At 58.9% G+C, this 24,645-nt stretch carries 22 protein-coding genes; 9 read left to right on the top strand and 13 right to left on the bottom strand.

Annotated elements, in window-relative coordinates:
* Positions 1 to 9: 9 nt before the first annotated feature.
* Positions 10 to 672 carry a ChrR family anti-sigma-E factor gene (locus EYC79_RS03985; protein ID WP_062427053.1) on the bottom strand — a complete coding sequence of 221 codons (663 nt, stop codon included), beginning with the start codon at positions 670 to 672 and terminating at the stop codon, positions 10 to 12.
* The gene (locus EYC79_RS03980; protein WP_130977213.1) at positions 669 to 1,238 is read right to left on the bottom strand and encodes a sigma-70 family RNA polymerase sigma factor; all 570 of its coding nucleotides are present in this window, start codon (positions 1,236 to 1,238) and stop codon (positions 669 to 671) included. Before EYC79_RS03980 ends, EYC79_RS03985 begins: the two co-directional genes overlap by 4 nt.
* Positions 1,239 to 1,462: 224 nt before the next feature.
* Between EYC79_RS03980 and EYC79_RS03975 the strand changes: the two genes are divergently transcribed.
* The 4 genes from EYC79_RS03975 (at position 1,463) to EYC79_RS03960 (ending at position 5,413) form a co-directional block, all read left to right on the top strand.
* Positions 1,463 to 2,836 (top strand): NAD(P)/FAD-dependent oxidoreductase, encoded by a 1,374-nt coding sequence (locus EYC79_RS03975; protein WP_245495193.1) that lies wholly within the window; start codon positions 1,463 to 1,465, stop codon positions 2,834 to 2,836.
* Positions 2,836 to 3,645, top strand: coding sequence for a DUF1365 domain-containing protein (locus tag EYC79_RS03970; RefSeq protein WP_130977212.1), 810 nt, complete (start codon positions 2,836 to 2,838; stop codon positions 3,643 to 3,645). Before EYC79_RS03975 ends, EYC79_RS03970 begins: the two co-directional genes overlap by 1 nt.
* A gap of 3 nt (positions 3,646 to 3,648) precedes the next feature.
* The gene (locus tag EYC79_RS03965) at positions 3,649 to 4,863 is read left to right on the top strand and encodes an SAM-dependent methyltransferase (protein ID WP_062427056.1); all 1,215 of its coding nucleotides are present in this window, start codon (positions 3,649 to 3,651) and stop codon (positions 4,861 to 4,863) included.
* Between the two features lie 304 nt (positions 4,864 to 5,167).
* Positions 5,168 to 5,413, top strand: coding sequence for a DUF982 domain-containing protein (locus EYC79_RS03960; protein WP_062427057.1), 246 nt, complete (start codon positions 5,168 to 5,170; stop codon positions 5,411 to 5,413).
* A gap of 223 nt (positions 5,414 to 5,636) precedes the next feature.
* Here EYC79_RS03960 and EYC79_RS03955 read toward each other — a convergent pair whose 3' ends face one another.
* From EYC79_RS03955 to EYC79_RS03940, 4 genes are all read right to left on the bottom strand, one after another.
* Entirely contained in the window at positions 5,637 to 6,029 is a 393-nt protein-coding gene (locus EYC79_RS03955; RefSeq protein ID WP_062427058.1) for a PRC-barrel domain-containing protein, read from the bottom strand.
* 109 nt (positions 6,030 to 6,138) lie between these two features.
* Positions 6,139 to 7,830, bottom strand: coding sequence for an ABC transporter permease (locus EYC79_RS03950; RefSeq protein ID WP_130977211.1), 1,692 nt, complete (start codon positions 7,828 to 7,830; stop codon positions 6,139 to 6,141).
* Positions 7,831 to 7,948: 118 nt separating this feature from the next.
* Positions 7,949 to 8,974, bottom strand: a complete 1,026-nt coding sequence (locus tag EYC79_RS03945; protein WP_130977210.1) for a Fe(3+) ABC transporter substrate-binding protein — start codon at positions 8,972 to 8,974, stop codon at positions 7,949 to 7,951.
* A gap of 143 nt (positions 8,975 to 9,117) precedes the next feature.
* Complete coding sequence (locus tag EYC79_RS03940; RefSeq protein WP_130977209.1) at positions 9,118 to 10,176, bottom strand: ABC transporter ATP-binding protein; 1,059 nt, start codon at positions 10,174 to 10,176, stop codon at positions 9,118 to 9,120.
* Positions 10,177 to 10,438: 262 nt separating this feature from the next.
* Here EYC79_RS03940 and EYC79_RS03935 point away from each other — a divergent pair, with 262 nt between their 5' ends.
* Positions 10,439 to 12,151 carry a long-chain fatty acid--CoA ligase gene (locus EYC79_RS03935; protein WP_130977208.1) on the top strand — a complete coding sequence of 571 codons (1,713 nt, stop codon included), beginning with the start codon at positions 10,439 to 10,441 and terminating at the stop codon, positions 12,149 to 12,151.
* Positions 12,152 to 12,249: 98 nt separating this feature from the next.
* Entirely contained in the window at positions 12,250 to 13,878 is a 1,629-nt protein-coding gene (pgi, locus tag EYC79_RS03930) for a glucose-6-phosphate isomerase (protein WP_130977207.1), read from the top strand.
* A gap of 76 nt (positions 13,879 to 13,954) precedes the next feature.
* Here the strand turns inward: pgi and EYC79_RS03925 are convergent, their stop codons facing one another.
* Positions 13,955 to 15,340, bottom strand: coding sequence for an MFS transporter (locus EYC79_RS03925; protein ID WP_130977206.1), 1,386 nt, complete (start codon positions 15,338 to 15,340; stop codon positions 13,955 to 13,957).
* A gap of 170 nt (positions 15,341 to 15,510) precedes the next feature.
* Positions 15,511 to 16,458 (bottom strand): dihydrodipicolinate synthase family protein, encoded by a 948-nt coding sequence (locus EYC79_RS03920; RefSeq protein WP_165456953.1) that lies wholly within the window; start codon positions 16,456 to 16,458, stop codon positions 15,511 to 15,513.
* Between the two features lie 164 nt (positions 16,459 to 16,622).
* Between EYC79_RS03920 and EYC79_RS03915 the strand changes: the two genes are divergently transcribed.
* Positions 16,623 to 17,663: a LacI family DNA-binding transcriptional regulator gene (locus EYC79_RS03915; protein WP_130977205.1), complete on the top strand. Its 1,041-nt coding sequence runs from the start codon at positions 16,623 to 16,625 to the stop codon at positions 17,661 to 17,663.
* A gap of 136 nt (positions 17,664 to 17,799) precedes the next feature.
* On the opposite strand, the gene EYC79_RS03910 is transcribed toward EYC79_RS03915, so the two are convergent.
* Positions 17,800 to 19,002, bottom strand: coding sequence for an MFS transporter (locus EYC79_RS03910; RefSeq protein WP_130977204.1), 1,203 nt, complete (start codon positions 19,000 to 19,002; stop codon positions 17,800 to 17,802).
* 77 nt (positions 19,003 to 19,079) lie between these two features.
* Here EYC79_RS03910 and EYC79_RS03905 point away from each other — a divergent pair, with 77 nt between their 5' ends.
* The gene (locus EYC79_RS03905; protein WP_130977203.1) at positions 19,080 to 20,054 is read left to right on the top strand and encodes an AraC family transcriptional regulator; all 975 of its coding nucleotides are present in this window, start codon (positions 19,080 to 19,082) and stop codon (positions 20,052 to 20,054) included.
* 64 nt (positions 20,055 to 20,118) lie between these two features.
* Here EYC79_RS03905 and EYC79_RS03900 read toward each other — a convergent pair whose 3' ends face one another.
* Both EYC79_RS03900 and EYC79_RS03895 read right to left on the bottom strand, forming a co-directional pair.
* A complete protein-coding gene (locus EYC79_RS03900) occupies positions 20,119 to 21,474 on the bottom strand; it encodes a dicarboxylate/amino acid:cation symporter (RefSeq protein WP_062427067.1) in 1,356 nt (451 codons plus the stop codon).
* A 140-nt stretch (positions 21,475 to 21,614) separates the two neighbouring features.
* Positions 21,615 to 22,583 (bottom strand): nucleoside recognition domain-containing protein, encoded by a 969-nt coding sequence (locus tag EYC79_RS03895; RefSeq protein ID WP_130977202.1) that lies wholly within the window; start codon positions 22,581 to 22,583, stop codon positions 21,615 to 21,617.
* A gap of 116 nt (positions 22,584 to 22,699) precedes the next feature.
* On the opposite strand from EYC79_RS03895, the gene EYC79_RS03890 reads away from it, so the two are divergent.
* The gene (locus tag EYC79_RS03890) at positions 22,700 to 23,152 is read left to right on the top strand and encodes an Lrp/AsnC family transcriptional regulator (RefSeq protein ID WP_130977201.1); all 453 of its coding nucleotides are present in this window, start codon (positions 22,700 to 22,702) and stop codon (positions 23,150 to 23,152) included.
* A 20-nt stretch (positions 23,153 to 23,172) separates the two neighbouring features.
* Here EYC79_RS03890 and EYC79_RS03885 read toward each other — a convergent pair whose 3' ends face one another.
* Both EYC79_RS03885 and EYC79_RS03880 read right to left on the bottom strand, forming a co-directional pair.
* Entirely contained in the window at positions 23,173 to 23,643 is a 471-nt protein-coding gene (locus EYC79_RS03885) for a GNAT family N-acetyltransferase (protein ID WP_130977200.1), read from the bottom strand.
* A 13-nt stretch (positions 23,644 to 23,656) separates the two neighbouring features.
* Complete coding sequence (locus EYC79_RS03880; RefSeq protein ID WP_130977199.1) at positions 23,657 to 24,583, bottom strand: carbohydrate kinase family protein; 927 nt, start codon at positions 24,581 to 24,583, stop codon at positions 23,657 to 23,659.
* Between the last annotated feature and the right edge of the window lie 62 nt (positions 24,584 to 24,645).

The following is a 24,645-nucleotide window of genomic DNA, read 5'->3' as shown; positions in this document are numbered from 1 at the left end:
GAGCTGGCGTCAAATTCCCAAAACCGGCTGAACCAGCCTGACGATCCAGCTTTTGAACTTCAGCGGCGCATCGGTGACGGCAAGGCAAATACAATCCTCCCCCTCGCCGGCTATCGGCTGGTGGGTAAGATCCTCATCCGCCTCTTCGAAATCGCCGCGATGGAAAACGTCGTCGCCATCGCGAAAGCATCCGGCGAGAACCACCGTCAACTCGCGCCCGCCATGGGTGTGTTCGGGAACAGGCTTTCCAGCCGGGATCCTCAGCAAGCGGACCTGGGCTTCACCATCACGCGTGGGGATGGGGAAATGATACGCACCTGGGCCAAGCGGCTTCCACTTCAGCCTGTCGATATCTCCGCCGGCATAGGAGCGCAGAGGTTCTGGCAAGACCGACGCCTTGGTCGCGGCTGAGGCTGTTGCAGAAGGTCGCGTTGCAGGCGCCTCGGCGCGCAGGCGGGCCTTCATGGCGCTCCATTGACCCTCGGAAATTCCCTGGGCAGGTTCAACGTCACGCAGAAGGGCACCCGCCGTCATTTCCATGGCGTGCAACCGCTTGCGGCATTCGGGACACAGCGCAAGATGAGTGGCGACCGCAAGGCTCCAGCTTTCCGCCAGACTGCCCGACGCATAATCCAGAAGCAATTCGTCGCTGATGTGGTGCCGAACACTCATGTGCGCGACTCCAGTTCTGTTCTCAGTTTGGCAAAGGCGAGCCGGATGCGCGACTTGACGGTTCCGATCGGCAGGCCAAGCTGTTGGGCGATGACGCTATGGGACATTTCCTCGAAGAAGGAACGCTTCAGAAGATCACGCTGTTCCTGCGGCAGGTCGGCCAGCGCCCGATGCAGACGCTCTGCATCCTGCAACTCTTCCATCTGGGTATCGGCGGCCGGCGCATCATCGGCGACGAAGGCCGGATCGTTCAAATCGAATTCGGGACGGCGATCGCGGCGGTGCGCATCGATTCTGAGATTTCGGGCAATTCTGAATATCCAGGCGGAGACGTTGCCTCTTGCCGGATCGAAGAGGGCGGCCTTGTTCCAGACCGTCATCATTGTTTCCTGCATTAGTTCCTCGGCGGCCTGCGCGTCACGCACCTGCCGTAACATATAGATCCGCACGCGTGGCCCGAAATACCGGAATACGGCTTCGAAGGCCTCCACACTGCGTTCCGATGCAATCGCTCTCAGCAGTCCGGGAAGCTCGTCCTCGATATTGTTCTGGACCGTTTCACCCATGCGAATAGGCTTTACCTCGCTCCCACGCGTTTTCTGAGCAACAGGCCTCTTCCTATTGTTGCTCATATAGTGGCACGGCGCCGACGCTATGGAAACATTTATCGTCATGATGGCGACTACGGCACGTCTATTTCAGTGGATCACTCGAGGTAGGGCTGAAGACAAAATTTAACGTTTCGGAAATCCATTGGGCATCGCCATGCGTAACGTTCGACATGAAGAAGATGGACCTGGAAGTCATGAATATATCGTCGCGGTCAAGAGACGGACAGGCACAGCGCAAGGTTGCCGTTATCGGTTCCGGTATCTCTGGCCTCTCGGCTGCGTGGCTCCTGGACAAGTCCTGCGACGTCACGCTCTACGAGAGCAACCATCGACCTGGCGGCCATGCCAATACGGTCGATGTCGAACCTGCGGGCAAGGCTCCCATTGCCGTCGATACGGGATTTATCGTCTACAACGAGAAGAACTACCCCAATCTTGTGGCTCTGTTTGCGCATCTCGGCGTGCAGACGGCTGCCTCCGACATGTCCTTTGCAGCATCGCTTGGCGGTGGAGCGCTTGAATATTCAGGCTCCGACTTTGCCGGGCTGATTGGCCAGAAGTCCAATCTCTTTCGCCCGCGCTTCTGGAAAATGGTGCGGGACATCATGCGCTTCTACAAGGTCGCGCCGGATCTTCTGAAAGACGAGAGCCTGCGCGGCGTCAGTCTCGGCGCCTATCTCGATCGAAACAACTATTCAGCGGGCTTCATCGACGATCATCTGCTGCCGATGGGTGCTGCGATCTGGTCGATGACCGCCAACGACATGCGCGATTATCCGCTGCACGCCTTCATTCGCTTTTTTGTCAATCATGGCCTCGTCCAGCTTTCCGGCCGCCCTCAGTGGCGGACGGTCAAAGGCGGAAGCCGGGAATATGTGTCGCGCGTGCTTGCCGAGTTTCGCGGAACGGTGCGCCTTTCAAGCCCGGTGGCCGCCATCCGTCGTACGCCCGAGGGCGTGACGGTCGTCGACCGCGCGGGCGATGTCTCGGTTTTCGATGATGTGGTGATCGCCACGCACGCGGATGATGCCTTGTCGCTTCTTGCCGACGCTGACGATCATGAGCAGGCCCTTCTCGGCGCATTCGAATATACGAACAACACGGCCGTGCTTCACAGCGATGAGCGCCTGATGCCGAAGCGCAAAGCCGTCTGGTCCAGCTGGAATTATCTCAGCGAGCCGGGATCGCGCGGTACGGAGGCGCTTTGCGTCACCTACTGGATGAACAAGCTCCAGCCTATCGATCCTGCAACGCCGCTCTTCGTCACGCTCAACCCCTCTCGCGCCGTCGATCCGGCCAAGGTGATCCAGAGCTTCGATTACACCCACCCACTTTTCGATACCAAGGCGATGGCAGCACAGAAGAGCCTGTGGTCGCTGCAGGGCCGTCGCAACACCTGGTTCTGCGGCGCGCATTTCGGCAGCGGCTTCCATGAGGATGGCATTCAGTCCGGCCTTGCGGTCGCAGAAGCGTTGGGCGGCGTCAAACGACCTTGGACGGTGGAAAACGAATCCGGTCGCATCTTCATGTCGCCCGTAGAGGAGCGCGTCTGATGACGTTGCGCTCCGCGATCTACGCCGGCAACGTTGTGCATGCGCGCCATCGTCCGCGCCCGCACAAGCTGCGTTACCGCGTTTTTTCGATGCTTCTCGACCTGGATGAATTGCCGCTGGTCGATCAGACGATGCTGCTCTTTGCCCATAATCGCTTTTCGATTTTCAGCTTTCACGACAAGGACCACGGCATCGGTGAAAAGGGCGCGCTGAAGGACTGGTGCCGGACGAGGCTTGGCGAGGCCGATATCGATGTGCCGCTTGAAGAGCTACGTGTCGAGATGCTCTGCTACCCGCGCATCTTCGGCTATGTCTTCAATCCGCTGACGGTCTATTTCTGCCGTGACCGTCGTGAGAATGACCGGCTGGTCGCCATTCTCTATGAGGTCTGCAACACCTTCCACGAGCGCCACACCTATATCATTCCCACTCCGCAAGGCGCTGGCGGCACCGTCCGGCATGCCTGCGACAAGGAAATGTATGTGTCGCCCTTCGTGCCGATGGAGTGCACCTATGATTTCCGCATCGATCCGCCGGAAGCGATGGTGCGCGTTGCCATCAACGAGCGCGATGCCGAGGGCGAGTTGCTGTTCGCCTCCTTCACCGGCAAGCGCCGTCCTTTGACGGATGGCGCGCTCGCCAGATGTTTTCTGTCCCATCCGCTGATGACGCTCAAGATCATGGGCGCCATCCACTGGGAAGCCCTTCTCCTCTGGGCCAAGGGCAATCCACTTTATCGTCACAAGGCCGCTGAGAGCCGCATTGCGAGCTCCGTCCCCGCCAAAACGCCGCAATCATGGGAGGCATGAAAAATGAGCCACGCTGAACAGGAAACGCGCCCGCTTCTCCTTCACGCAGCCCCTTTCTGGCAAAGGATGATCTGCCGGAGACTGAGCGGATTGACGCATGGACGTCTGACGCTCGTTTTCCCCGGCGGGCAGGAATATGTGTTGCAAGGCAAGGAGTCCGGACCGCATGGGGTCATTTGCCTGAACCGAGGTCGGTTGGTTCGTCGCCTGGTAACTGGTGGCGATATGGGTTTTGCACGCGCCTACATGGACGGTGACTGGGACAGCCCGGATATCTCCTCACTGCTGGAACTCGCTGTTGCCAACGAAAAAAGCTGGCTGTCGCTTTCGCAGCCGTCACGTTTGACGGCAACCATCGACTATCTGCGCCATCGTCTGCGCCGCAACTCCAAGTCTGGAAGCCGCCGAAACATCGCGTTCCACTACGATCTTGGCAATCGCTTCTACGGCGCATGGCTCGATGAGACCATGACCTATTCTTCCGCGCTCTTTACACAACCCGGCCAGACGCTGGCTGAAGCGCAGAACGCCAAATACGACCGCATCGTTGAAGAACTGCAGATCGGGCCCGACGACCACGTGCTGGAGATCGGCTGCGGTTGGGGCGGCTTTGCCGAATATGCCATGGCAAAGACAGGCTGCCGTGTCACCGGTCTGACGCTCTCTCAGGAGCAGGCCGCCTATGCGCGCAACCGGCTTGCCAAGGCAGGCTTGTCAGAGCGCAGCGACATCCGGCTGGAGGATTACCGCGATTGCCAAGGCACCTACTCCAAGATCGTCTCCATCGAGATGTTCGAAGCCGTCGGCGAGGAGAACTGGCCGGTGTACTTCAAGCGGGTGCGGGAACTGCTGGCGCCTGGTGGCAAGGCCGTCGTACAGGTCATCACCATCGACGAGCCGTTCTTCGACCAGTACCGCCGCAACGCCGATTTCATCCAGACCTATATCTTCCCCGGTGGAATGCTTCCCTCCATCACCGCGTTCCGCCAGGCGGCAGCACGCGAGGGCGTTTCAGTCACCGACGAGCTGCGCTTCGGCCAGGACTACGACCGGACGCTGATGCTTTGGGATCGTGCTTTCATTGCAAACTGGGAACGAATCCAGCCGATGGGCTTCGACGAGCGCTTCCGCCGCATGTGGCAATATTATCTTCATTATTGCGCGGCGGGCTTCAGAGGCGGCCGGATCGACGTTGTTCAGTTCACCCTGGGGACGTAAAACAACGCACGCGATTTTCTCGCCCACAACCGAAAATACGCCTTCCTCGGGAACTTGCGGCCTTTCTTCACGTTATGGTGACAGATTTGAAGCGCCGGCACAGCCGGCTCCCAGCGGAGGCAACCCATGAATCAGATCATCTATATCGTCGGCCTGGTCGTTATCGTTCTTGCGATCCTGTCTTTCTTTGGCTTCCGTTGACGCTAAGCTCCCGGTTGTAAAATCGGGCGCATCGGAATAGTCTCCCTAACGGGAACCGAGCCAATGCATGACGCGTTAGCTTGGGTTGTTAGGGAGGTGTTCAATGAAGCAGACCATATGGACAGAACCTGTCGAAGTCATCTTTGACAAGAATAGCCGGAACGTGATCTCCGGCCCCTTCGATGCGCTGACGCTACTTACCGAAAACTGGCCGCACGCCCGTGGGCTGAATTTTGTCCGAGCACGCAGCGCATGCCGCGCAGCACTGGACGGACGCAAGACGCCTGAAGAAGCACGTCGCTGCTTTGAAGACGCAGTCTCGGAAGCAACCACACGAAGGCCGCACTGAGCGGCCTTTATGCTGTCGGAGATCCCGTCATCCCCCTTCTGCCGTCCCCGGGCTCAGCCCGAGGACAAGGCGTATTACGGCTAAGACTCAGGGCTCAAGGGCGTCCCTTTCTGGAAATAGGGACTTTGGTGACCACACCTAAGCCATTCGACGGCAGCTGCCTCTTTACGCTTAGCCCGCACAGAAAAACGGCCCCTTTCGGAGCCGTTTGGCGTGTGATGTTTTACATCCAATATGGCGGAACGCCGTAGTAATCGTAGACCTTGCGGTCCTCGCGGCCATACCAGCTGTCGTCTTCGCGCTCGGCGAAGCGCGGCGCATTTTCGATCTGTTCCTTCGTCAGATCGACGCGGTAGCCATCAAGCTCTTCATCATAGTGGAGCTTTTCCCAGGGCAGCGGATAGTATTCGTCGCCGATGCCGAGGAAGCCACCGAAGCTCAAGACGGCGTAGGCAACGCGGCCGCCGCGCTTTTCGAGAATGATACGTTCGATCGAGCCGATCTTCTTGCCGTCCGCGCCATAGACGTTCGTACCTTCGACCTTATCGCTGGCGATGAAGCTTGGAGTATCCTGAACGTATGGGTCCTGGCCGGCACGGGGTTCATGGTGAAGCATGGTTGCATCTCCTCTTTTCAGTGCGTTGATGGAGAATTAACCCAATCACGGAAAAATCGTTCCCAGATCGCGCGGGGATGCGTGCTCGCATTTGCGTGAGATGGTGATGTCAGATCGCGTGTGACGCCGCCTTTGGCTTGCCGACACGCGCGAGCAGGATAACGGGGAGAATACCGATCAGCACGATAGCGAGGGCGGCAATCGAAGCTTCCTCATAGGTCCCCCTCGCCGCCTCGCCATAAAGCTGCGTCGAGAAAGTCTCGAAGTTCAATGGTCGCAGAAGCAGTGTTGCGGGTAGCTCCTTGACGCAATCGACGAAGACCAGCAGTCCTGCGGCCGCCATGGCCGCCTTGGATAGCGGCAGATGCACATGGCGGAAGGTTGCGCCGGGCGCACGCCCCAAGGTGCGCGATGCGTGATCGAAGGAGAGAGGAATGCGGCTCAAGCCAGCGTCGATCCCGCCTGCGGCGATCGTCAGGAACCGCGCTGTATAGGCAAAGATCAAGGCGGCCCCGCTGCCGATCAGCAGAAGCCCGGTGGAGATGCCGAACCAGTTCTGCATGGTTTGATCGACAAACCTGTCGAATCCGCCAAGAGCGATCAGCACGCCGATGGCGATCACGGTTCCGGGCGCAGCATAGCCGACCGTCGCCAGCCGGAAGCACCATAGGGACCCCCTGCCCGGCACGATGCGCATGGCATAAGCAACCACGAGTCCCAGAAACAATGTGACGAGGGTGGCAAGTCCGGCAAAAACGATTGTGTTCACGGCCTCGGATTGGAAGCGCGCGGAAACACCGCTGAACTGATAGCGCGTCCAGGCCTGCGTCATGAGATAGAGGGCGGGTCCGGCAAAGCCGATCAGGATCGGCAGGCCGCCGAGCGCAAAAGCAAGCCAACCCCAGGCGCCTTCGATCCGCAGCGGTTCGAGCGTCCTGCTTTTCTGGGCGGAGAGGGCGTAGCGCTGCCTGCGCCGCGCCCAGCGCTCCAGCGCCACAAGGCCCACCACCAGCACCAGCATGCAAAGGGCAATCTGCGCTGCTCCCGGCAGGTCCGACTTCGTCACCCAGGTGGTGTAGATCGACACCGTCAGGGTGCGGACGCCAAGAAATTCCGATGCGCCGATATCGTTCAGGGCTTCCATCAAGGTCAGGCTGATGCCCACGGCGATGGCTGGACGCGCCAAGGGAACGGCGACCCGCAGGAAAAGCGATCTGCGAGACGTACCCAAAAGCCGCGCAGCCTCGAGCAGATTGCCGGCCTGGGTCAGGAACATGGCTCGCACGGGAATATAGACATACGGATAGAGCACGAAGCCGAGCAGCAGGATGCATCCGGTCATGGAGCGAATATCGGGAAGGCGAAACTCGCGCGGGCTGGAATAGCCAAGCAGCCAGCGCACTGCCCCCTGGACGGGACCGAGCGGGTGGAGAATATCGAGATAGGCGTAAGCCATGATGTAGGTGGGCATGGCGAGCGGCAGGAGCAGCGCCCATTCGAGAATGCCGCGCCCTGGAAAATCATGCGCTGCGACGAGCCAGGCCGACGCCGTACCCAGAATACCTGCAAGAATCCCGACGCCGAGAAGCAGAATCAGCGTGTCCGGCAGGGCAGTTGCCAGCACCGTATCGCGAAGGTGTGCCCACAGCCCCGTCGAGCCCTGCATGGCTTCCGTCACCAATGCCGCCACGGGCAGAAGGGCAAGCCCCGCAATCACCGCCGATGCTACCAGCCACCAGACATTCGCATGGAATCTCGGTCTGGCCTTCATCGTTGTGGGACTGGCGGTGTCTGAAACCATGCGGGTAATCAAGCCTTATCGTGCATGAAATATCGATATACTGAAAAAGGTGAAGGCGCCCGCGGGAAACGGGCGCCTTGTCATGCATATGCCGGATCGCTGATCCGAGGCCAAAGCCTTAGTTGTCGAAGCCGACCTTGTCAGCCAGTTGGCTCGCCTGCTTGCGGTGGGAGACGATCTCCGTCAACGGCTTCGGATCGATCTTCAGCGTGCCGAAGGATGCAACGACGTCGTTCAGTGCTGCGCCTGGCTTCACCGGATATTCGAAATTGGCTTCAGCATAGATCTTCTGCGCTTCGTCGGAGACGAGGTATTCGAGAAGCTTCACTGCATCGGCCTTGTTCGGCGCGTTCTTGGCAACTGCTGCACCGGAGATGTTCACCTGGGTGCCGCCGTCCTTGAAGGTCGGGAGAATGACCTTGATCGCTTCGCCCCACTTGACCTGCTCTTCGCCGCCCTTGCCGGAGCGCATCAGGCCGACATAGTAGGAGTTTGCCAGACCGATATCGCAAATGCCGCCGAGGATGTCCTTGGCAACGTCACGGTCGCCACCGCCGGCCTTGCGGGCCAGGTTGTCCTTGACGCCTTTCAGCCAGGCTTCGGTCTTCTCAGCGCCGTAATGGGCGATGTAATCGGCAAAGAGTGCGGTGTTGTAGGGGTGCTGGCCAGAGCGAATGCAAACCTTGCCCTTCCACTTCGGATCGGCCAGATCTTCATAGTTGAAGGTCGTCAGGTCGAGATCCTTGGCAGCATAAAGAACGCGGGCACGCATGGAGAGCGCGAACCAGTTGCCCTTTGCGTCCCGCAGTTCTGCGGGAACGGACTCGGTCAGAACCTTGGACTCGACTGGCTGGGTTACACCCTTTTCGACGAGGTCGACGAGATTGCCGGCATCCACCGTCATCAGAATATCAGCTGGGGAGCTTGCGCCTTCGCTCAGCACGCGCTCTGCAAGACCATCCTTCATGAAGACGGTGTTGACCTTGACGCCGCTTTCCTTGCTGAAGGCATCCAGCAGTGGCTGAACGAGAGCCGGCTCACGCGTGGTGTAGATGTTGACTTCCGCAGCATTGGCCGCGCCTGCAAAAACCGCTCCGGTGACGCCTGCTAGAAGTGCAATATTTTTGGTATTGAAAAAACCCATCTCTCTCCCCTTCGGACTTGAATGATGTCGAAGGCACTGACCATACATGATAATGCAAATCAAGTTTAATCTGATGGGCGATCAGCCGAAATGTTCACTTTGAGTTGAAAATTATCGGATTTTCCGAAGCGATTTTTCGGATTTCAATCCTGGGTAAATATCAGCACCTGCCGAGGATCGACCGCAAGACGAACGTCCGTAACATCGATCGGTGTGCGCTTCATGCTGCGCACGCGCAGATCCCGCTGCAAACCCGGAACGCTGATCGACAGTTGCTCGATCTCGCCCATGAACATCCGGCCCGACACCTGGCCTGAGAGAAGATTGGCGTGAGACGTGCTGTCGCCCTGCACCTCGATCTCAGCGGGACGGATATAGACGAGAGCAGGCGCCCCTTCCTTCAAGTCGCCGCCATGGGAGAACCGGCCAATGGGCGTTTCCACATGTCCATTTCTGACCGTTCCTTCCACCTTGTTGAAGGCACAGAAGAAATCGGCTGCATAGCGGCTGACGGGTCGGTCGTGCAGGTCATAGCCTGTTCCCGACTGGACGATATGGCCGGACTGCATGAGAACGACGCGGTCGCCCGCTGAAAGCGCTTCTTCTGGATCGTGCGTCACCATGATCGCGGTCGTCTGAAGCGCGCGCAGCAGGCCTATCGTTTCTTCGCGCACGCTGTCGCGCAGGCCGCGGTCAAGGTTCGAGAATGGCTCATCCATCAGCAGAATTTCAGGCTTCGGGGCCAAGGCGCGGGCGAGTGCCACGCGCTGCTGCTCGCCGCCGGAAAGCGTGTGCGGATATCGTTTGGCAAGATCCGACAGGCGAACATGCTCCAGCATCTCTGCGGTGCGCGCGCGCGCCTCTTTTCGTGGCATTCCTTTCAGCCCGAAGGCGACATTCTGCTCGACGGTCAGATGGGGAAACAGCGCATAATCCTGAAAGACGAAGCCGATGCGGCGCTTTTCCGGTTCGACGAACCGGGAAGGGCCAGCAATCTCGATGCCATTCATACTCACGCTGCCCGCGTCCGGCGTTTCGACACCGGCGATGATGCGCAGCAGCGTGGACTTGCCGCAGCCGGAGCGGCCGACCAGGCAAATGATCTCACCCTTCGATACCGAAAGATCTATATCTTTCAAAACGGGCAAGCCGGCAAAGACCTTGCCGATTCCATTCAGTTGTAGCGCTGCAACCTCTGTCATCAAAAACATCCATCATCGACGTCGGTTTGTTGATTGCGCAATTCAGGATTAAAGTCAAAACGCAAATTTCCAAGAGCATGCGGCTGGTGACGCGGAAGAGTTGACGTTTACGTTAGAGTTAATTACGCTGAAGTGAGTGGATGACTTCGGGAGCATCATCTACCCTCGTGGCCGAGGACGGCAGACAATCTGATGGATGAGGACCCTTCAGATGGATAAGGATGCCGAGGACGGTTGCGAGGAGCAGCGTGGGAGGAAAGCAATGAGCGATACAAGTGCGATTCGTCAGGAGCCTCGTGCCGTGCAGCGGCCATGGCTTGCATCTTATCCGCAAGGCATACCGGTGGAATTGCCGGATCTCGGCTACACATCGCTTGCCGAACTCCTGGAACGAAGCTGCAAGCAGTTTGCCGATCGCAAGGCTTTTTCCAGCATGGGAAAGTCCATCACCTATCGCGAACTTGAAGAACAGACGCGCGCCATTGGCGGCTGGCTGCAAAGCATCGGTCTGCAGAAGGGTGACCGCGTCGCGGTGATGATGCCGAATATTTTGCAGAACCCGGTTGCGACCTACGCGATCCTGCGCGCTGGCCTGACCGTCGTGAATGTCAATCCTCTCTATACCCCACGTGAACTCGAACACCAGCTGAAGGATTCCGGTGCGAAAGCGCTGTTCGTTCTGGAAAACTTCGCCCATGTGGTGCAACAGGCGCTGCCGAAAACCGATGTGAAGCATGTGGTCGTCGCGACCATGGGCGATCTTCTGGGCTTCAAGGGTCACATCGTCAATCTCGTGGTGCGCAAGGTCAAGAAGCTCGTTCCTCCTTATGCGCTTCCACAGGCGATCAGCTACAAGAGCGTGCTGAAACAGGCGCGCAACACGACGCTGAAATCCGTCAAGCTGGACCGCAGCGATGTCGCCTTTCTGCAATATACCGGCGGCACGACGGGCATTTCCAAGGGCGCGATTCTCACCCATGCCAACCTTCTGGCCAACAAGGCGCAGATCGCGCTGTGGATGGAGCCGGTCTTTGCCCGAAAGAACCGGCCCGAGGTGCTGAACTTCGTCTGCGCCCTGCCGCTCTATCATATCTTCGCGCTGACGGTGAATTCGCTGATGGGCATTGCGCTTGGCGGACACAACCTGCTGATTGCCAATCCGCGCGATATTCCCGGCTTCGTCAAGGAATTGTCGGGCTACAAGGCGCATGTCTTTCCGGGCATCAATACGCTGTTCAACGCGCTGATGAACAATGAGGATTTCCGCAAGCTGGACTTTTCCTCACTGGTGCTGGTTCTGGGCGGCGGTATGGCCGTGCAGCGCCCGGTGGCCGAACGCTGGTTCTCGATTACTGGCACAGCGATCAGCGAAGGTTACGGCCTTTCGGAGACCTCGCCGGTCGCCACGGTGAACTGCCTCGATCAAAACGGTTTTAGCGGCACGATTGGTCTTCCCGTTCCGTCCACCGATATCGATATTCGCGACGATGACGGCAACAGCCTTCCGATTCGCGAAGTCGGCGAAATCTGCATTCGCGGTCCGCAAGTGATGGCGGGTTACTGGCAGCGTCCGGACGAAACCGCCAAGGTCATGACACCGGATGGTTTCTTCCGCTCCGGCGACATGGGTGTTATGGATGAACGCGGCTTCACCAAGATCGTCGACCGCAAGAAGGACATGATCCTCGTCTCCGGCTTCAATGTCTATCCGAATGAGATCGAAGAAGTGGCGGCCGCCCATCCGGGTGTGCAGGAATGTGCGGCTGTCGGCGTGCCGGACGAGCATTCCGGCGAAGCGGTGAAGCTCTATGTGGTCAAGAAAGACCAGTCTTTGACCGCGGCGGAATTGAAAGCTTTCTGCGCCGAGGGCCTGACCAACTACAAGCGGCCCAAGCATATCGAGTTCATCGCAGAAATGCCGAAGACCAATGTCGGCAAGATCCTGCGCCGTGAACTGAGAAAGCTGGCTAACTGATTGGCCTCGTTTGGAATAATTCAGCCGAACACGCCTTGATTTGGCCCGATGAAAAAGAATAGTTTCCTCATCCTTCCACGGAGCATGAGGAGCTTTCCATGCAGGCCATCGTCGAGACCCTGAAATCCACAGCCGCCAGCACCAACGCGACGGACATTCGAGGCGCCTTTGCCGCAGATGGTGAGCGCTTCGAACGCTTCAGCGCCCGCTTCGACGACCTTTTGATGGATTACTCCAAATGCGCCGTGAATGACGACATTCTGGCGCTGCTCGAAAAGCTCGCAGCCGAAGGCGGCGTGGCGCAAAAGCGCGAAGAGATGTTCTCCGGCAAGGAGATCAATTTTACCGAAGGGCGCGCCGTTCTCCATACCGCTCTTCGCAACCGTTCGAACACGCCCGTACTCGTCGACGGCAAGGACGTGATGCCGGATGTGAACGACGTTCTTTCCGCCATGGGCAAGTTTGCCGATGCGATCCGTTCCGGCTCGCTCAAGGGCGCAACCGGCAAGAAGATCACCGACGTCATCAATATTGGCATTGGTGGCTCGGATCTTGGCCCGGTCATGGCGACGCTTGCTCTTGCGCCTTTCCATGACGGTCCCCGCTCGCATTTCGTCTCCAACATCGATGGCGCTCACATTGCCGACACGCTGAAGCTGATTAACCCGGAAACGTCACTCTTCATCGTCGCCTCCAAGACCTTCACCACCATCGAGACGATGACGAATGCGGCAACTGCTCGCAAGTTCATTGCCGATGCGCTGGGTGAAGAGGCCGTCAAGCATCACTTCTGCGCAGTGTCCACCGCACTCGACAAGGTCGCCGCCTTCGGCATCGACAGCGACCGGATTTTTGGTTTCTGGGACTGGGTTGGCGGACGTTACTCCATCTGGTCCGCCATCGGCCTGCCGCTGATGATCGCCATCGGTCCGGAAAAGTTCGGCGAGTTCCTCGACGGCGCGCATGCGATGGACAAGCATTTCCGCGAGGCGCCGTTCCGCCAGAACCTGCCGATGCTGCTTGGCCTGATCGGCTTTTATCATCGCAACGTGTTGAACTACCCGACGCGTGCAATCCTGCCTTATGACCAGCGGCTGTCGCGCTTCCCTGCCTATCTGCAGCAGCTCGACATGGAATCGAACGGCAAGGGTGTGACCATTGACGGCACACCGGTAGACGGCCAATCCGGCCCGGTCGTCTGGGGCGAACCCGGCACCAATGGCCAGCATGCCTTCTACCAGCTGATCCATCAGGGTACGAGCATCATTCCCGCCGAGTTCATGATCGCCGCCAACGGCTTCGAGAAGGAACTGCGCCATCAGCATCAGCTGCTGATCGCCAATTGCCTTGCCCAGTCCGAAGCGCTGATGAAGGGCCGCACGCTGGCGGAAGCCAAAGCACAGCTGACATCCAAGGGCATGGAAGACAAGAAGGCCGACTTCATCGCGCCGCACCGCGTCTTCACGGGCAACCGCCCATCGATCACCTTCGTTTACGACAAGCTGACACCCTTCGCACTCGGACGCCTGATTGCGCTCTACGAGCACCGCGTCTTCGTCGAAGGCGTGCTCTTCCGCATCAATTCCTTCGACCAGTGGGGCGTGGAGCTCGGCAAGGAACTGGCAACCGGCCTGCTGCCCGTGGTGGAAGGCAAGGAAAGTGCGGCCGATCACGACAGCTCGACCCAAGGGTTGGTCAAAGCGCTAGCCGGACTGGCCTCCGCTTAAAGAGCGTGATCGAGCGCTAAGAAAGCCGGGACGTCGATCCCGGCTTTTTTTTGCGTCGTCAGGCTGAGGAACCGTTTTACGGCGACAGTTCCTCAAGAACCTTGCCCTTGGTTTCCACCGCAAACAGCATCGTCACGATGGCGCCGATGACCAGAATGACGGCGAATGTGACAAAGACATATTGGATACCAAAGGACGACATGACGAAGCCGACGAGCATCGGGCCAGCGGAGGAACCTAGCCGCAGCCAAGCGCTACCCGTGCCGGTACCGATTGCACGCATACGGGTCGGATAGATTTCCGCCGAATAGAGGTAAAGCGAGAAAGTGACCGTCTGGACGATGGCGTAGGCGAGACCCGCCAGGATCAGCACCTGCAATGGCGAGGTCGCGCCAAGCCATGCGAGAATGACGAGCGGAACGGGTGCAAGAAGCAAGGCGCCAGCATACCACCGTTTGCGGCCGACCTTGTCGATCAGCAGGGCGCATATGACAGCTGCAACGACGCCAGCAGCAGAGGTCATAAAGCCATAGAGGATGCTGGTTTCGAGAGGCAGGTTGAAGGTCTGGCGATACAGCGTCGGCAACCACGTGATTGTTCCATTTGCCACCATATAGGCGCAGAACCACATCGCCCAGATCGAGAGCGTCCGCTTCAGATAGATGCCCTGGAACAGTTCTTTCCAGTCGGACTTGCGTCTCACAGGCGTTGCCACGATGCGCGGCTCGGGAAGCTCTTTGCCGGATGCGCGTACACTTTCCTCCATGCGAGAGACGATGGCGTCGGCCTCGTCATAGCGGCCATTGGCGGCAAGCCAGCGAGGCGATTCCTTCAAGAACCAACGCAGCGGGATCATCAGGATAGCAGGGACCAGACCGACGATAAACATGGCTTTCCAACCATAGACCGGCACCATGAAGTAACCGATCAAACCGGCGCCGACGAGGCCGAGCAGGAACATCACTTCGTAGAGCAGGAAGAAACGGCCACGTCCTTTCGAGCCAATCAACTCGTTGATGTAGGCGCTGGCAACCGGCACTTCGCCGCCGGTTCCAATCCCCTGCACGAAGCGGAAGGCCATTATCATTCCGGCACCAGCGGCAAAGAGGCAGGCCACATCCATGCTGACAAAGAGAAGGATGGTGAAGAGCAGCACTTTCAGGCGCCCGACCTTTTCAGCAAGCCAGCCAAACAAGATCGCGCCGATCAGCTGACCGAGGTATCCCATCGACAGGATCATGCCCGTCTGGGCAGGGGTAAGCCCCCATTCGCGCACGAGAACGGGCATGGCATAGGCGATTGCGATAACCGTGTAGCCGTCGAAAAACGTTGCCGCTCCGACGATGTTGCGCGCCCAGAAGACTTCTCTGGTAATCGGAAGACGTTCCAACCTGGCGCTGATATCGGCCTGCGGATCCGCAAGGGCCTTCGTGTTGCCCTTTACGGGCTGCATGATGTTCATGAGTTCCTCCTCACCCTCGCCGCTCTCTCCCGACGGCGACCTTGTTTCTGGTCTTCTGCTTCTTTCTAAGACGTTGCTGTCAGACATCAATTAGGGGAGCCAAATCGGCTGGACTGCCGATCCGGCTCCAAGTGTTTGCCGTCCCAACCAATGCCGAGACGGCGTGACGATCATTCGGCAGCAAGAAGCTGCTCGACGCGACCAATACCAGCGGCTTCAAAAGCGGCGAAAATCTCCTGCTCGGCCTTCTCACCAAGGTTCTTCAGCGGCTCGCGGATCGTCGCGTGATCCAGAATGCCGCGATGCACGAGACCGAGCTTCAAGGCGACCGTACCTTCCATATGAGAACCGCGGTGGTAGACAGCGCGCGTTACCGGTAGCAGCCGCTCGAAAATCTGGCGGGCCTTCGGATAATCCTGTGCTTTACCAGCCTTGATCAGATCGACCAGGAGTTCCGGCGCTATGTTGCCATAACCGACGAGAAGACCGTCGACATCGAACATGGTCGGAAGCAGCCATTCGTCATGGCAGCTCAAAACCTGCAAGTTCGGGTTGGCCTTCTTGAGTTCAGGAATTTCGACATACCAGCGCTTCATATTGCGCACGCCGTTCTTCGTGGCGACAACGCCCGGCTGGGTGGCAATGGCCAGCTGCGTATCGAGATCGTAAGAGGCTTTCGTCACATCTGGATATTGGAAGAGGATTTCCTGAAGACCGGATTCCTCCCAGATCGCCTTGTAGCGATCCTGCGGAGCACCCTTCTGGAAACCAAACCGCAGCCAACCGTGATTAGGATAGACGAGTGCGCCGGTAGCACCGGCAGCCTTGCACTTTTTGGCTTCTGCTGCGGCAACACGTGTGCCCTCACCGGTGATACCCGCGATGATCGGGATTTCCCCATCAACAGCGTCGACATAAACACGGATGAGTTCGAGACGTTCGTCTTCCGTCAGGAAAGTGCCCTCGCCGGCATGACCGAGAATGACGAGGCTCTTTACGCCGTCCATCGAGGCCAACCACTTGGCGATTTTTGCATTGGCTGCGTAGTCCACTTCGCCATCACGGGTGAAAGCGGTGACGGGTGCCGGGCTCAGGCCACGAAGATCCATGGGTTGCATCTGATTTCTCCTCCTTATCAGCTGCTGTCCTCTATCGATCAGCAGTTGGGATCGTTAATGGGAACGTTCCCGTTATCGATCTTTATTGTTCTGGAGTCAACGGCGTTTTTCGTGCAATGTGATGTTTGAGTGCTCAGCACCAGAGCTGGAATGGAAAAACACACATGGAATCAAGAGAGCGTTCGCGTCAGCCGCGAGTCACGGTTCACAGCGTGGCGGCTGCTGCAGGCGTATCGAAATCGACCGTATCGCGCATTCTGGACGAACGCCTTCCGCGGTCCGACAGCGAGACGGCACGGCGCGTACGGAAAATTGCCGCGGAACTGGGCTACGTGAGGGATGTCTCCGCTGCCAGTCTGCGGCGCGGCAATACGATGACGATCGGCGTCATCGTACCTCGGCTCACCGATACGGTGATGGCGATGCTTTATGAGGCAATCGTCAAAGCCTGTGCCCGCACCGGTCGTTTCGCCATCGTGGCGACGACGGAAGATAATCCGGAGGCGGATCGCGTGGCCGCGGAATCGCTGCTCAACCGCGGTGTCGACGGGCTCATTCTTTCAACGGCACGGGACGACGACACCTTCCCGGATGAACTGAACGAGCGTGGCGTCCCCTATGTGCTGGCTTTGCGAACGGATCATCATAGCCTCTCAGCCGTTGGCGATGATCGCCTGGGTGGATATCTGGCGACACGCCATTTGCTTGATCTCGGACATCAACGGATCGGCGTGATTGCCGGACCGGGTCACGCCTCCAGCGCCACCGGACGTGTCGAAGGATATAAACAGGCGCTTGCCGAGGCATCCATTTCGGTCGATCCCGCACTCATTGTCCCGTCGACATTCGGCATCCAGTCAGGCGCCGAAGCGGTGCAGACACTCATGGCGCTCGACTGTCGACCCACGGCGATTTTTGCCGTCAATGACAATACGGCGATCGGCGCGCTCTCTGCGTTGAACAAGATGGGTCTATCCGTCCCCGACGACATTTCGCTCATCGGCTACAATGACATCCCCATCGTTAGCCATCTTTCGACGCCTCTAACGACATTGCGCGTTCCCTTCGACCAGATTGCGTCGCACGCTTTGGAATTGCTCACTCAAACCACAGCCCCGCGCGAAAACCGCATTTTGGTATCCGCCCCAACCCTAATCCCGCGAAAATCGACTGCGAGATTTTTGGGGGCATCCGACACGCAGTAATGACCTCGGTTCTCCGGCGAGGTTCGCGCGCCATCGAATTCGGGTCGTAGCCGGGCATCGCCCATAGTGAACACGCTGGCCAATGGCACAAGCCGGGGAAGATCCCCCCGACTTGCGATGTCAGTTTTGGCTTTCCTTACGCCATGCTGGCTTCAGGCCGCGACCTCACGCCGACCATGATGCCGATGGCGGCAAGAGCGAGAATGAGTCCGCTGGTGCCGAAGACGCTGATTGCGCCGCTGAGATCGAAGATGATGCCGCCAACTGCCGCACCCATGGCAATCGCAAACTGGATGGAGGCGACGAGGAGGCCGCCAGCGCTTTCCGCTTCATCCGGGATGGTGCGCGCCAGCCAAGTGGACCAGGCGACCGGTACGGCGCCGAAGAGGAAGCCCCAGAAGGCGACGAGCACTGCGGCAAGTGGAAGAGGCGGCGCCGTCGTTACCAGGAGCACTGCAATCAACGCCATGAAAAGGGGAAGTGCTGCCAGCGACATTTTAAGGCTGCGGCTGATCAGCGATCCGGCAACAAGGGTGCCGACGAAGTTGGCCAATCCAAAGCCCAGCAGCAGGGCGGAAACCATGCCGATGCCCGCACCGATATCCGCTTCCAGATAGGGGCGCAGATAGGTGAAGAAGGCAAAATGGCCGCCGAAAACCAGTGTTGCCGCAACAAGACCGAGCGCAATACCAGGTCTCTTCAGCACAGTGCCAAGGGTCTTGATGCTGCTGGTACCTGACGGCGCAAGCTTCGGCAGGGTGAAGAACTGCGCGAACAAAGCTGCCACGCCGAGCAGTGCCGTCAGTACGAAGACGAAGCGCCATCCCGCGAGTTCCCCCACATAGCTGCCAACGGGTGCCGCGACGATGGTTGCACCGGACACGCCGCTGAAGATCATCGAAAGCGCGCGTGGCACGCTGGCCGCAGGGACGAGCCGGATGACGATTGCGGTGGACATGGCCCAGAAACCACCGAGCGCCACGCCAAGCAGCAAGCGTCCGATCAGGAGTACGGTCAGGCCTGGAGCCGTGGCAACCATCAGGTTGGAGATAACGAGGAGGCCTGAGAAGATCATCATCAGGTGGCGGCGATCGATATTGCGCGCAAGGGAAGTGATCAACAGGCTCGCCACCATGCCGACAACGGCGGTGACAGTCACCGCCTGACCGGCAGCACCCTCGGTGATGCCGAGGTCTGCGGCAATGGGTGTGAGGAGGCTTGCTGGCAGAAACTCTGCGGTGACCAGCCCGAAGACGCCAAGCGCCATGGATATGACGGCGCCCCAGGCGGGCGCCTCTGGGCCATCCGCAGCGGGAAGGGAGTTAGGTGTCGGGTTCATCTGTATGTCCTTTGGGAGGAGAGGATGGCAGAAGCATAGACTCGACTTTCCGGACGATCCATGCCACAAAATCCGCCATGCTTGATCATACGTCCGGAAATCACCCCTTACCCGATCTCATCAGCGAGTTGTTGATGGGCATGCGGCTTGTGGGCCTCGATTATCGCCGCATCGAAGCCTCTGCTCCCTTCGGGTTTTCCTTTGGAGAGGTGGAAGGTCGCGCGCAGTTTCATTTCGTGGCTTGCGGACCAGTCTATCTTCGCACTTCATCCGGTACGCTTCACAAGATGAATGCGGGCGATGCGGTTTTGTTGCCGCGGGGTGGCCCCCATGCCCTGCTTTCCGATCCTGATATTGCCTGCAAGAACATCCGTTCACTGGATGCCGCGCCGCTCTGCAACTCCGTCAGCGCCATCAAGACCTGTGAACCCGATGTGCCCAGCGAAGAGCGCGTGCTGGTATTCAGCGGCTGCATGGAGTTCGATCTCGGAGCCATGCACCCGATTACCGGACTGATGCCCGAAGTGATGTTCGTCAACACACTCACCTCGCGCTATCCGGAACTCCTTCCCATGCTGGAAGCGATGGAGCGGGAAACGCGCCAGGCCCGTGCCGGCTTTGCCGGCATCCTAGCACGGCTTGCCGATGTGGTCGCCGCCTTCATCGTGCGCGCCTGGGTGGAATGCGGCTGCGGCGATTCCTCCGGCTGGGTCGCCGCACTTCGGGACCCTCGTCTTGGGCGCGTGATCCTCGCCATTCACAACAACCCCGGTCACGATTGGACGCTGGCCGAACTGGCAGGCGTGATGGGCGCATCTCGCTCCGTCTTTGCCGAGCGTTTTCTGGAGGTGACCGGCATGACGCCGGTGCGCTACCTCACCGAGTTGCGTATGCGCCTTGCCATGCAGTGGATCGGCAAGGAGAGGATGCCGATCGAAACGGCGGCGGTGAAGCTCGGCTATGGTTCCCAGGCTGCCTTCAGCCGCGCCTTCAAACGCATCGTCGGCCATCCGCCGAGTGCTCTTTCATCGTCGATCAGTCACCACGCGTAAGCGTCCAAAAGGAAAGCCCGCCGACTGCGCTGCAGGGCGGGCTCTCTCAAGCTTGCGAGTGGACCTATTCCGCCGGCGTCGCTGCCGGATCGAGCGCGTCGATGCCTTCATGGCGATCATAGGCCGCCTGATCGAGGATGCCTTGACGCTTGGCAACGATCGTCGGAATCAGAGCCTGACCTGCCACATTGACGGCGGTGCGGCCCATATCGAGGATCGGATCGACCGCCAGCAGCAGGCCAACACCCTGCAGCGGCAGGCCGAGCGTGGAAAGGGTGAGCGTCAGCATGACAGTCGCCCCGGTCAGACCCGCCGTTGCGGCCGAGCCGAGCACGGAAACGAAGACGATCAGAACATATTCCTGGATGCCAAGCGGCAGGCCGTAGAACTGGGCGACGAAGATGGCGGAGATCGCCGGATAGATCGCAGCACAGCCATCCATCTTGGTTGTCGCGCCAAGCGGCACGGCAAAGGCGGAGTACTCACGCGGCACACCGAGATTGCGCTCCGTGACCTGTTCCGTCACCGGCAACGTGCCGATGGACGAGCGGGAGACGAAGGCAAGCTGGATCGCCGGCCATGCGCCTGCGAAGAAGCGCACCGGGTTCAGGCCGTTTGCTGCCAGGATCACCGGGTAGACGACGAAGAGAACAATCGCGAGGCCGATATAGATTGCGGCGGAGAACCAGCCGAGCGAAGCCAGCGCTTCCCAACCATAAACGGCGACCGCATTGCCGAGCAGACCGATCGTCCCGATCGGCGTCAGGCGAATGACCCACCAGAGCATCTTGCGGGTGATGGCGAGCAGCGAACGATTAAAGGAAAGAAAGGCTTCTGCCTTCTCACCCACCTGAAGTGCTGCAATGCCAACCGCAATCGAGACGACCAGGATCTGCAGAACGTTGAAGTTCAGCGCCGTGGTGGCCCCCGTCTGGGTGACCTTGGTCGAGGCCTGCAGGCCGAGAACATTGGAAGGGATGAGACCTTTGAGGAAATCAAGCCAGGAGCCGGTGGTTGACGGTGCTGCAGCCGCGGCAGCCTCTACACCGGTGTTGAGACCGGGCTGGATGAGAAGGCCAAGCGTGATGCCGATCAGCACCGCGATCAGTGCCGTGATGGCGAACCAGAGCAACGTCTGCCAGACCAGCCGCGCTGCATTGTTCAACTCTCGCAGATTGGCGATGCTGGCCACAATGGCGGTGAAGATCAGCAGGGGAACCAGCGCGCGCAGAAGCTGCACGAAGATGGAGCCAACCGTGGAAAGCGCCTGGACCAACCAGTTCGGGCCGGCCTCGGTCGGACCCATTTCCCGGGCGATGTAGCCGAGGACGAGACCCACCACCATGGCGGCGAAAACCTGGAAACCGAAGGACGCGTAGAACGGCTTCTGCGCCCGTGGTGAGGAAGATGAAGCAGACATGTTTTCGAATTCCGTGAAAGCGAGAATGCTAGAGCATCTAACGCGCGAAGGAAAGGATTGCTCCTATATTCAGCACGATGCACAGAATTTCAACGAATTGGATTTTCTGTGGTCGCTTATATGGGGAATTTTGTTTCGTCTCACGTTCCTTGAGGCTGGCCTCTGAAGAGCCGGGTGAAGAACGCTCGATCCGATATGGAAGCCAGCACAAGTGCCAGCGCTGCTGTCGCGCCAATCGCGAAAACGACACGCCCAATCAAGGTGCTGTAGATATCCGCTCCGAGCGATACCATCAAAAGCGTGTCCTCGATGATGCTATGAGCGAAGCCCATGAAAACGCAGGAGAGAAAGATCTGACGTGGATTGATGACGCCTGATCGTGCTTCTCGGATCAAGAGCCCCGCACCATAGGAAATCCCTAAGAAAAGGCCGATAGCTGTCAAATGACCCGCCTCGCCTTTGATACCCGCCAGTCGCAGCACAGGTTCTATACCCTTCATCATGAGGCCAAGGATCCCCGTGATCTTCAACACCTCAAGGCTCCATGACAGGAGAAGCAGGACGACCAGCATCATCAGCATGGTTTCGGCCAGTCCCCAGATATAGACGGACCAGTCTGGTGTGACGGCGCCCGGCACCCATGCCGGAGCGACGGGCGCTGAAAGCCAACCGGTGGCTTGGAAGAGGTGATGGAGGATAAGCGCGTAAACAAAACCGCCGAGGATACGAAGCGTCGTGGTTGCCACCATGCCTGGACCGGCCTTCTGGATGATCTTCTGTTCCAGAGGCAGGCCATGGGCGAAGAGAACGAGAGCGGAGAACACCGTGACATCCGCCGTGCTGAGTTCAGAGACAGGAACGAGCGTGAAGATCAAGGGCACCGCACCCCATATGCCGACGAGCATAGCCGTCAGCCACGCAAGACCCAGTTCTGGAGGGAGGCCAACCGCGTGCATGGCTGGCGCAAAGGCGGGAGCGATGGCTTTGACAAGGCCCAAGCGCGACAGGACCTCGGTCAGCACCGAGATCGGAACCGTGATTTTGACAAGCAGCCAATAGATCTCAAGCGTCTCGCGGGATTTTAGCAGTAGGGATTGAAAGAGCGGCATTGGTGTCTCCTTGGGCACCACCATCCTATAGCCCGCGGCCCGCGGCGTTTTTGGTCAAAGATTGCGTCTTTCTGCAATTTTATTGCATACCGTCTCCGTATGCTTATGATCGTCTCATGGACAAGATCGACCGCACTATCCTCAACCTCCTGCAACACAACGCGACGCTTACCAATGTGGAGATGGCGGACAAGGTCGGCTTGTCACCATCCAGTTGCCTGCGACGGGTTCAGCGTCTTACCAAATCCGGTATCATCGACCGCATCGTTGCTATTCTCAATCCGGCAAAGGCCGGACGCGGCATCAAGGCGCTGGTATCGGTGGAACTGAAGCTGCATGGCGAACAGCACATGCGTCGCTTTCTCGACCTCGTCAAAGCGGAGGAAGCGATAACGCATGCCTATGCCATTACCGGCGATATGGACGTGATGCTGATGCTGCGTCTCTCCGACATGGAGGAGTTCGATACGTTGTGCGACCGGCTGTTCCGCGACCAGACGAATGTCGCGCGCTTCGTGACGATGGTGGTGATCAAGACGGCGAAAGAGGACACGGCGATCCGGGTTTGACCATGGGCCTTGGTCGCACCTTATTCAGTTCTCTCCACCCTTGCCGAGAGTTGCCGCTTTTGAAAACCGGTTTTAGACGGTTCGAACCCTGCGCTTCGATAAAATGCATGGGTTTCCGGCCTGGTGGAACCTGTCATCAGCATGGCCTTGTAGCAGCCAGCCTGCCAAGCAAGAGACGTTGCAAAGTCCAGAACCCGCTTCCCGATCCCCTGCCTTCTAAAGTCGCCATGGGTCACGACATTTTCGATCAGCGCGTAAGGCCGGCCACCCCGTGTAAGGTTTGGTGTCACCACCAAGACGCAGGAGCCAACGAGCACGCTGCCGATCTCACACAGCACGATAACGCTGCCGGGATAGGCAAGAAACTGATCGAATATCGCCTCGGCATCGGGCAAGTCTGGAGATTGGTCGCCCGGTGAAAGATGCTGGTAAAGGTCGAGCAACGCTGGAAGATCGCTCTTTTGCGCAGCTCGGACCAATGTCTCGCCCATTCTATCGGAGGCCTTACAGCCCGATCTCATTCGCCCAAGGCGGATTTGCGCCTGCGCGCGAGACCGTCACGGCAGCCGCCTTTGCGCCAAGGACCAGGGCCTTGGCGATCTGGTCTTCGGTGAGCGAGGCGACCTGGGGTTTAGTGAGGAGACCCTGGAGCTTCAGGGACGCCAGAATGCCGGCATCGAAGGTGTCGCCGGCGCCGACCGTGTCGACCACCTCGACGCGCTCGCTCGGCACTTCGACGCGAAGCTGCTTGGTGTAGCCGACAGCGCCTTCCGCGCCACGAGTGACGACGACCAGCTTTGCGCCGTGGTGCAGCCAGTGGCGGGCGAGCGTGTCTTCATCGCCCTTCAGACCGAACCAGGCCAGATCCTCATCCGAGAATTTGACGATATCCGACATCGCCGCCATGCGGTTGATGCGGTCCATGTGCTTCTGCTTATCCTGGATGAAGCCTGAACGGATATTGGGATCGAGCGAGATGACCCGCTTTTCATGCTCGCGCACCAGGAGCGCTTCATAGGTGCTGCCGCATGGTTCAGGGATCAGGCTGATCGCGCCAAAATGCATGGCTTCGCACTCGCCACCAATGTGCGGCAAATCCTTTTCCGACAGCATGCGGCCTGCCGTACCTTCATCATAGAAGGCGTAGGTCGCGTGGCCATCGACGAGCTTGACGAAGGCAATGGTGGACGGTCGATTGGAGAAGGCGCAGAGGCTGTAATCCACGTTGCTGGCGCGCAGCGTCTCTTTGAGGATTTCGCCCATCATGTCATCGGCGATACCGGAGAAGAAAGCGGATGGAACGCCAAGCCGCCCGAGCGCGATGGCGGTGTTGAAGACCGCGCCGCCCGCATAAGGGGCGAAAGCCGCCTCGCCTTTGGTCGATTCACGCGGCAGCATGTCGATCAGGGCTTCGCCACAACACAGGATCATCCGATTTCCTCCAAATCTAAATCGATTAGATGCTTAACGGCAGCACCTTGTCCCGGTCAATA

It is taken from the genome of Agrobacterium cavarae, assembly GCF_004310285.1.
Classification (GTDB): domain Bacteria; phylum Pseudomonadota; class Alphaproteobacteria; order Rhizobiales; family Rhizobiaceae; genus Agrobacterium; species Agrobacterium cavarae.
Note: the sequence above shows the minus strand (reverse complement) of the source record. Positions and strands in the feature narration are given on the sequence as shown.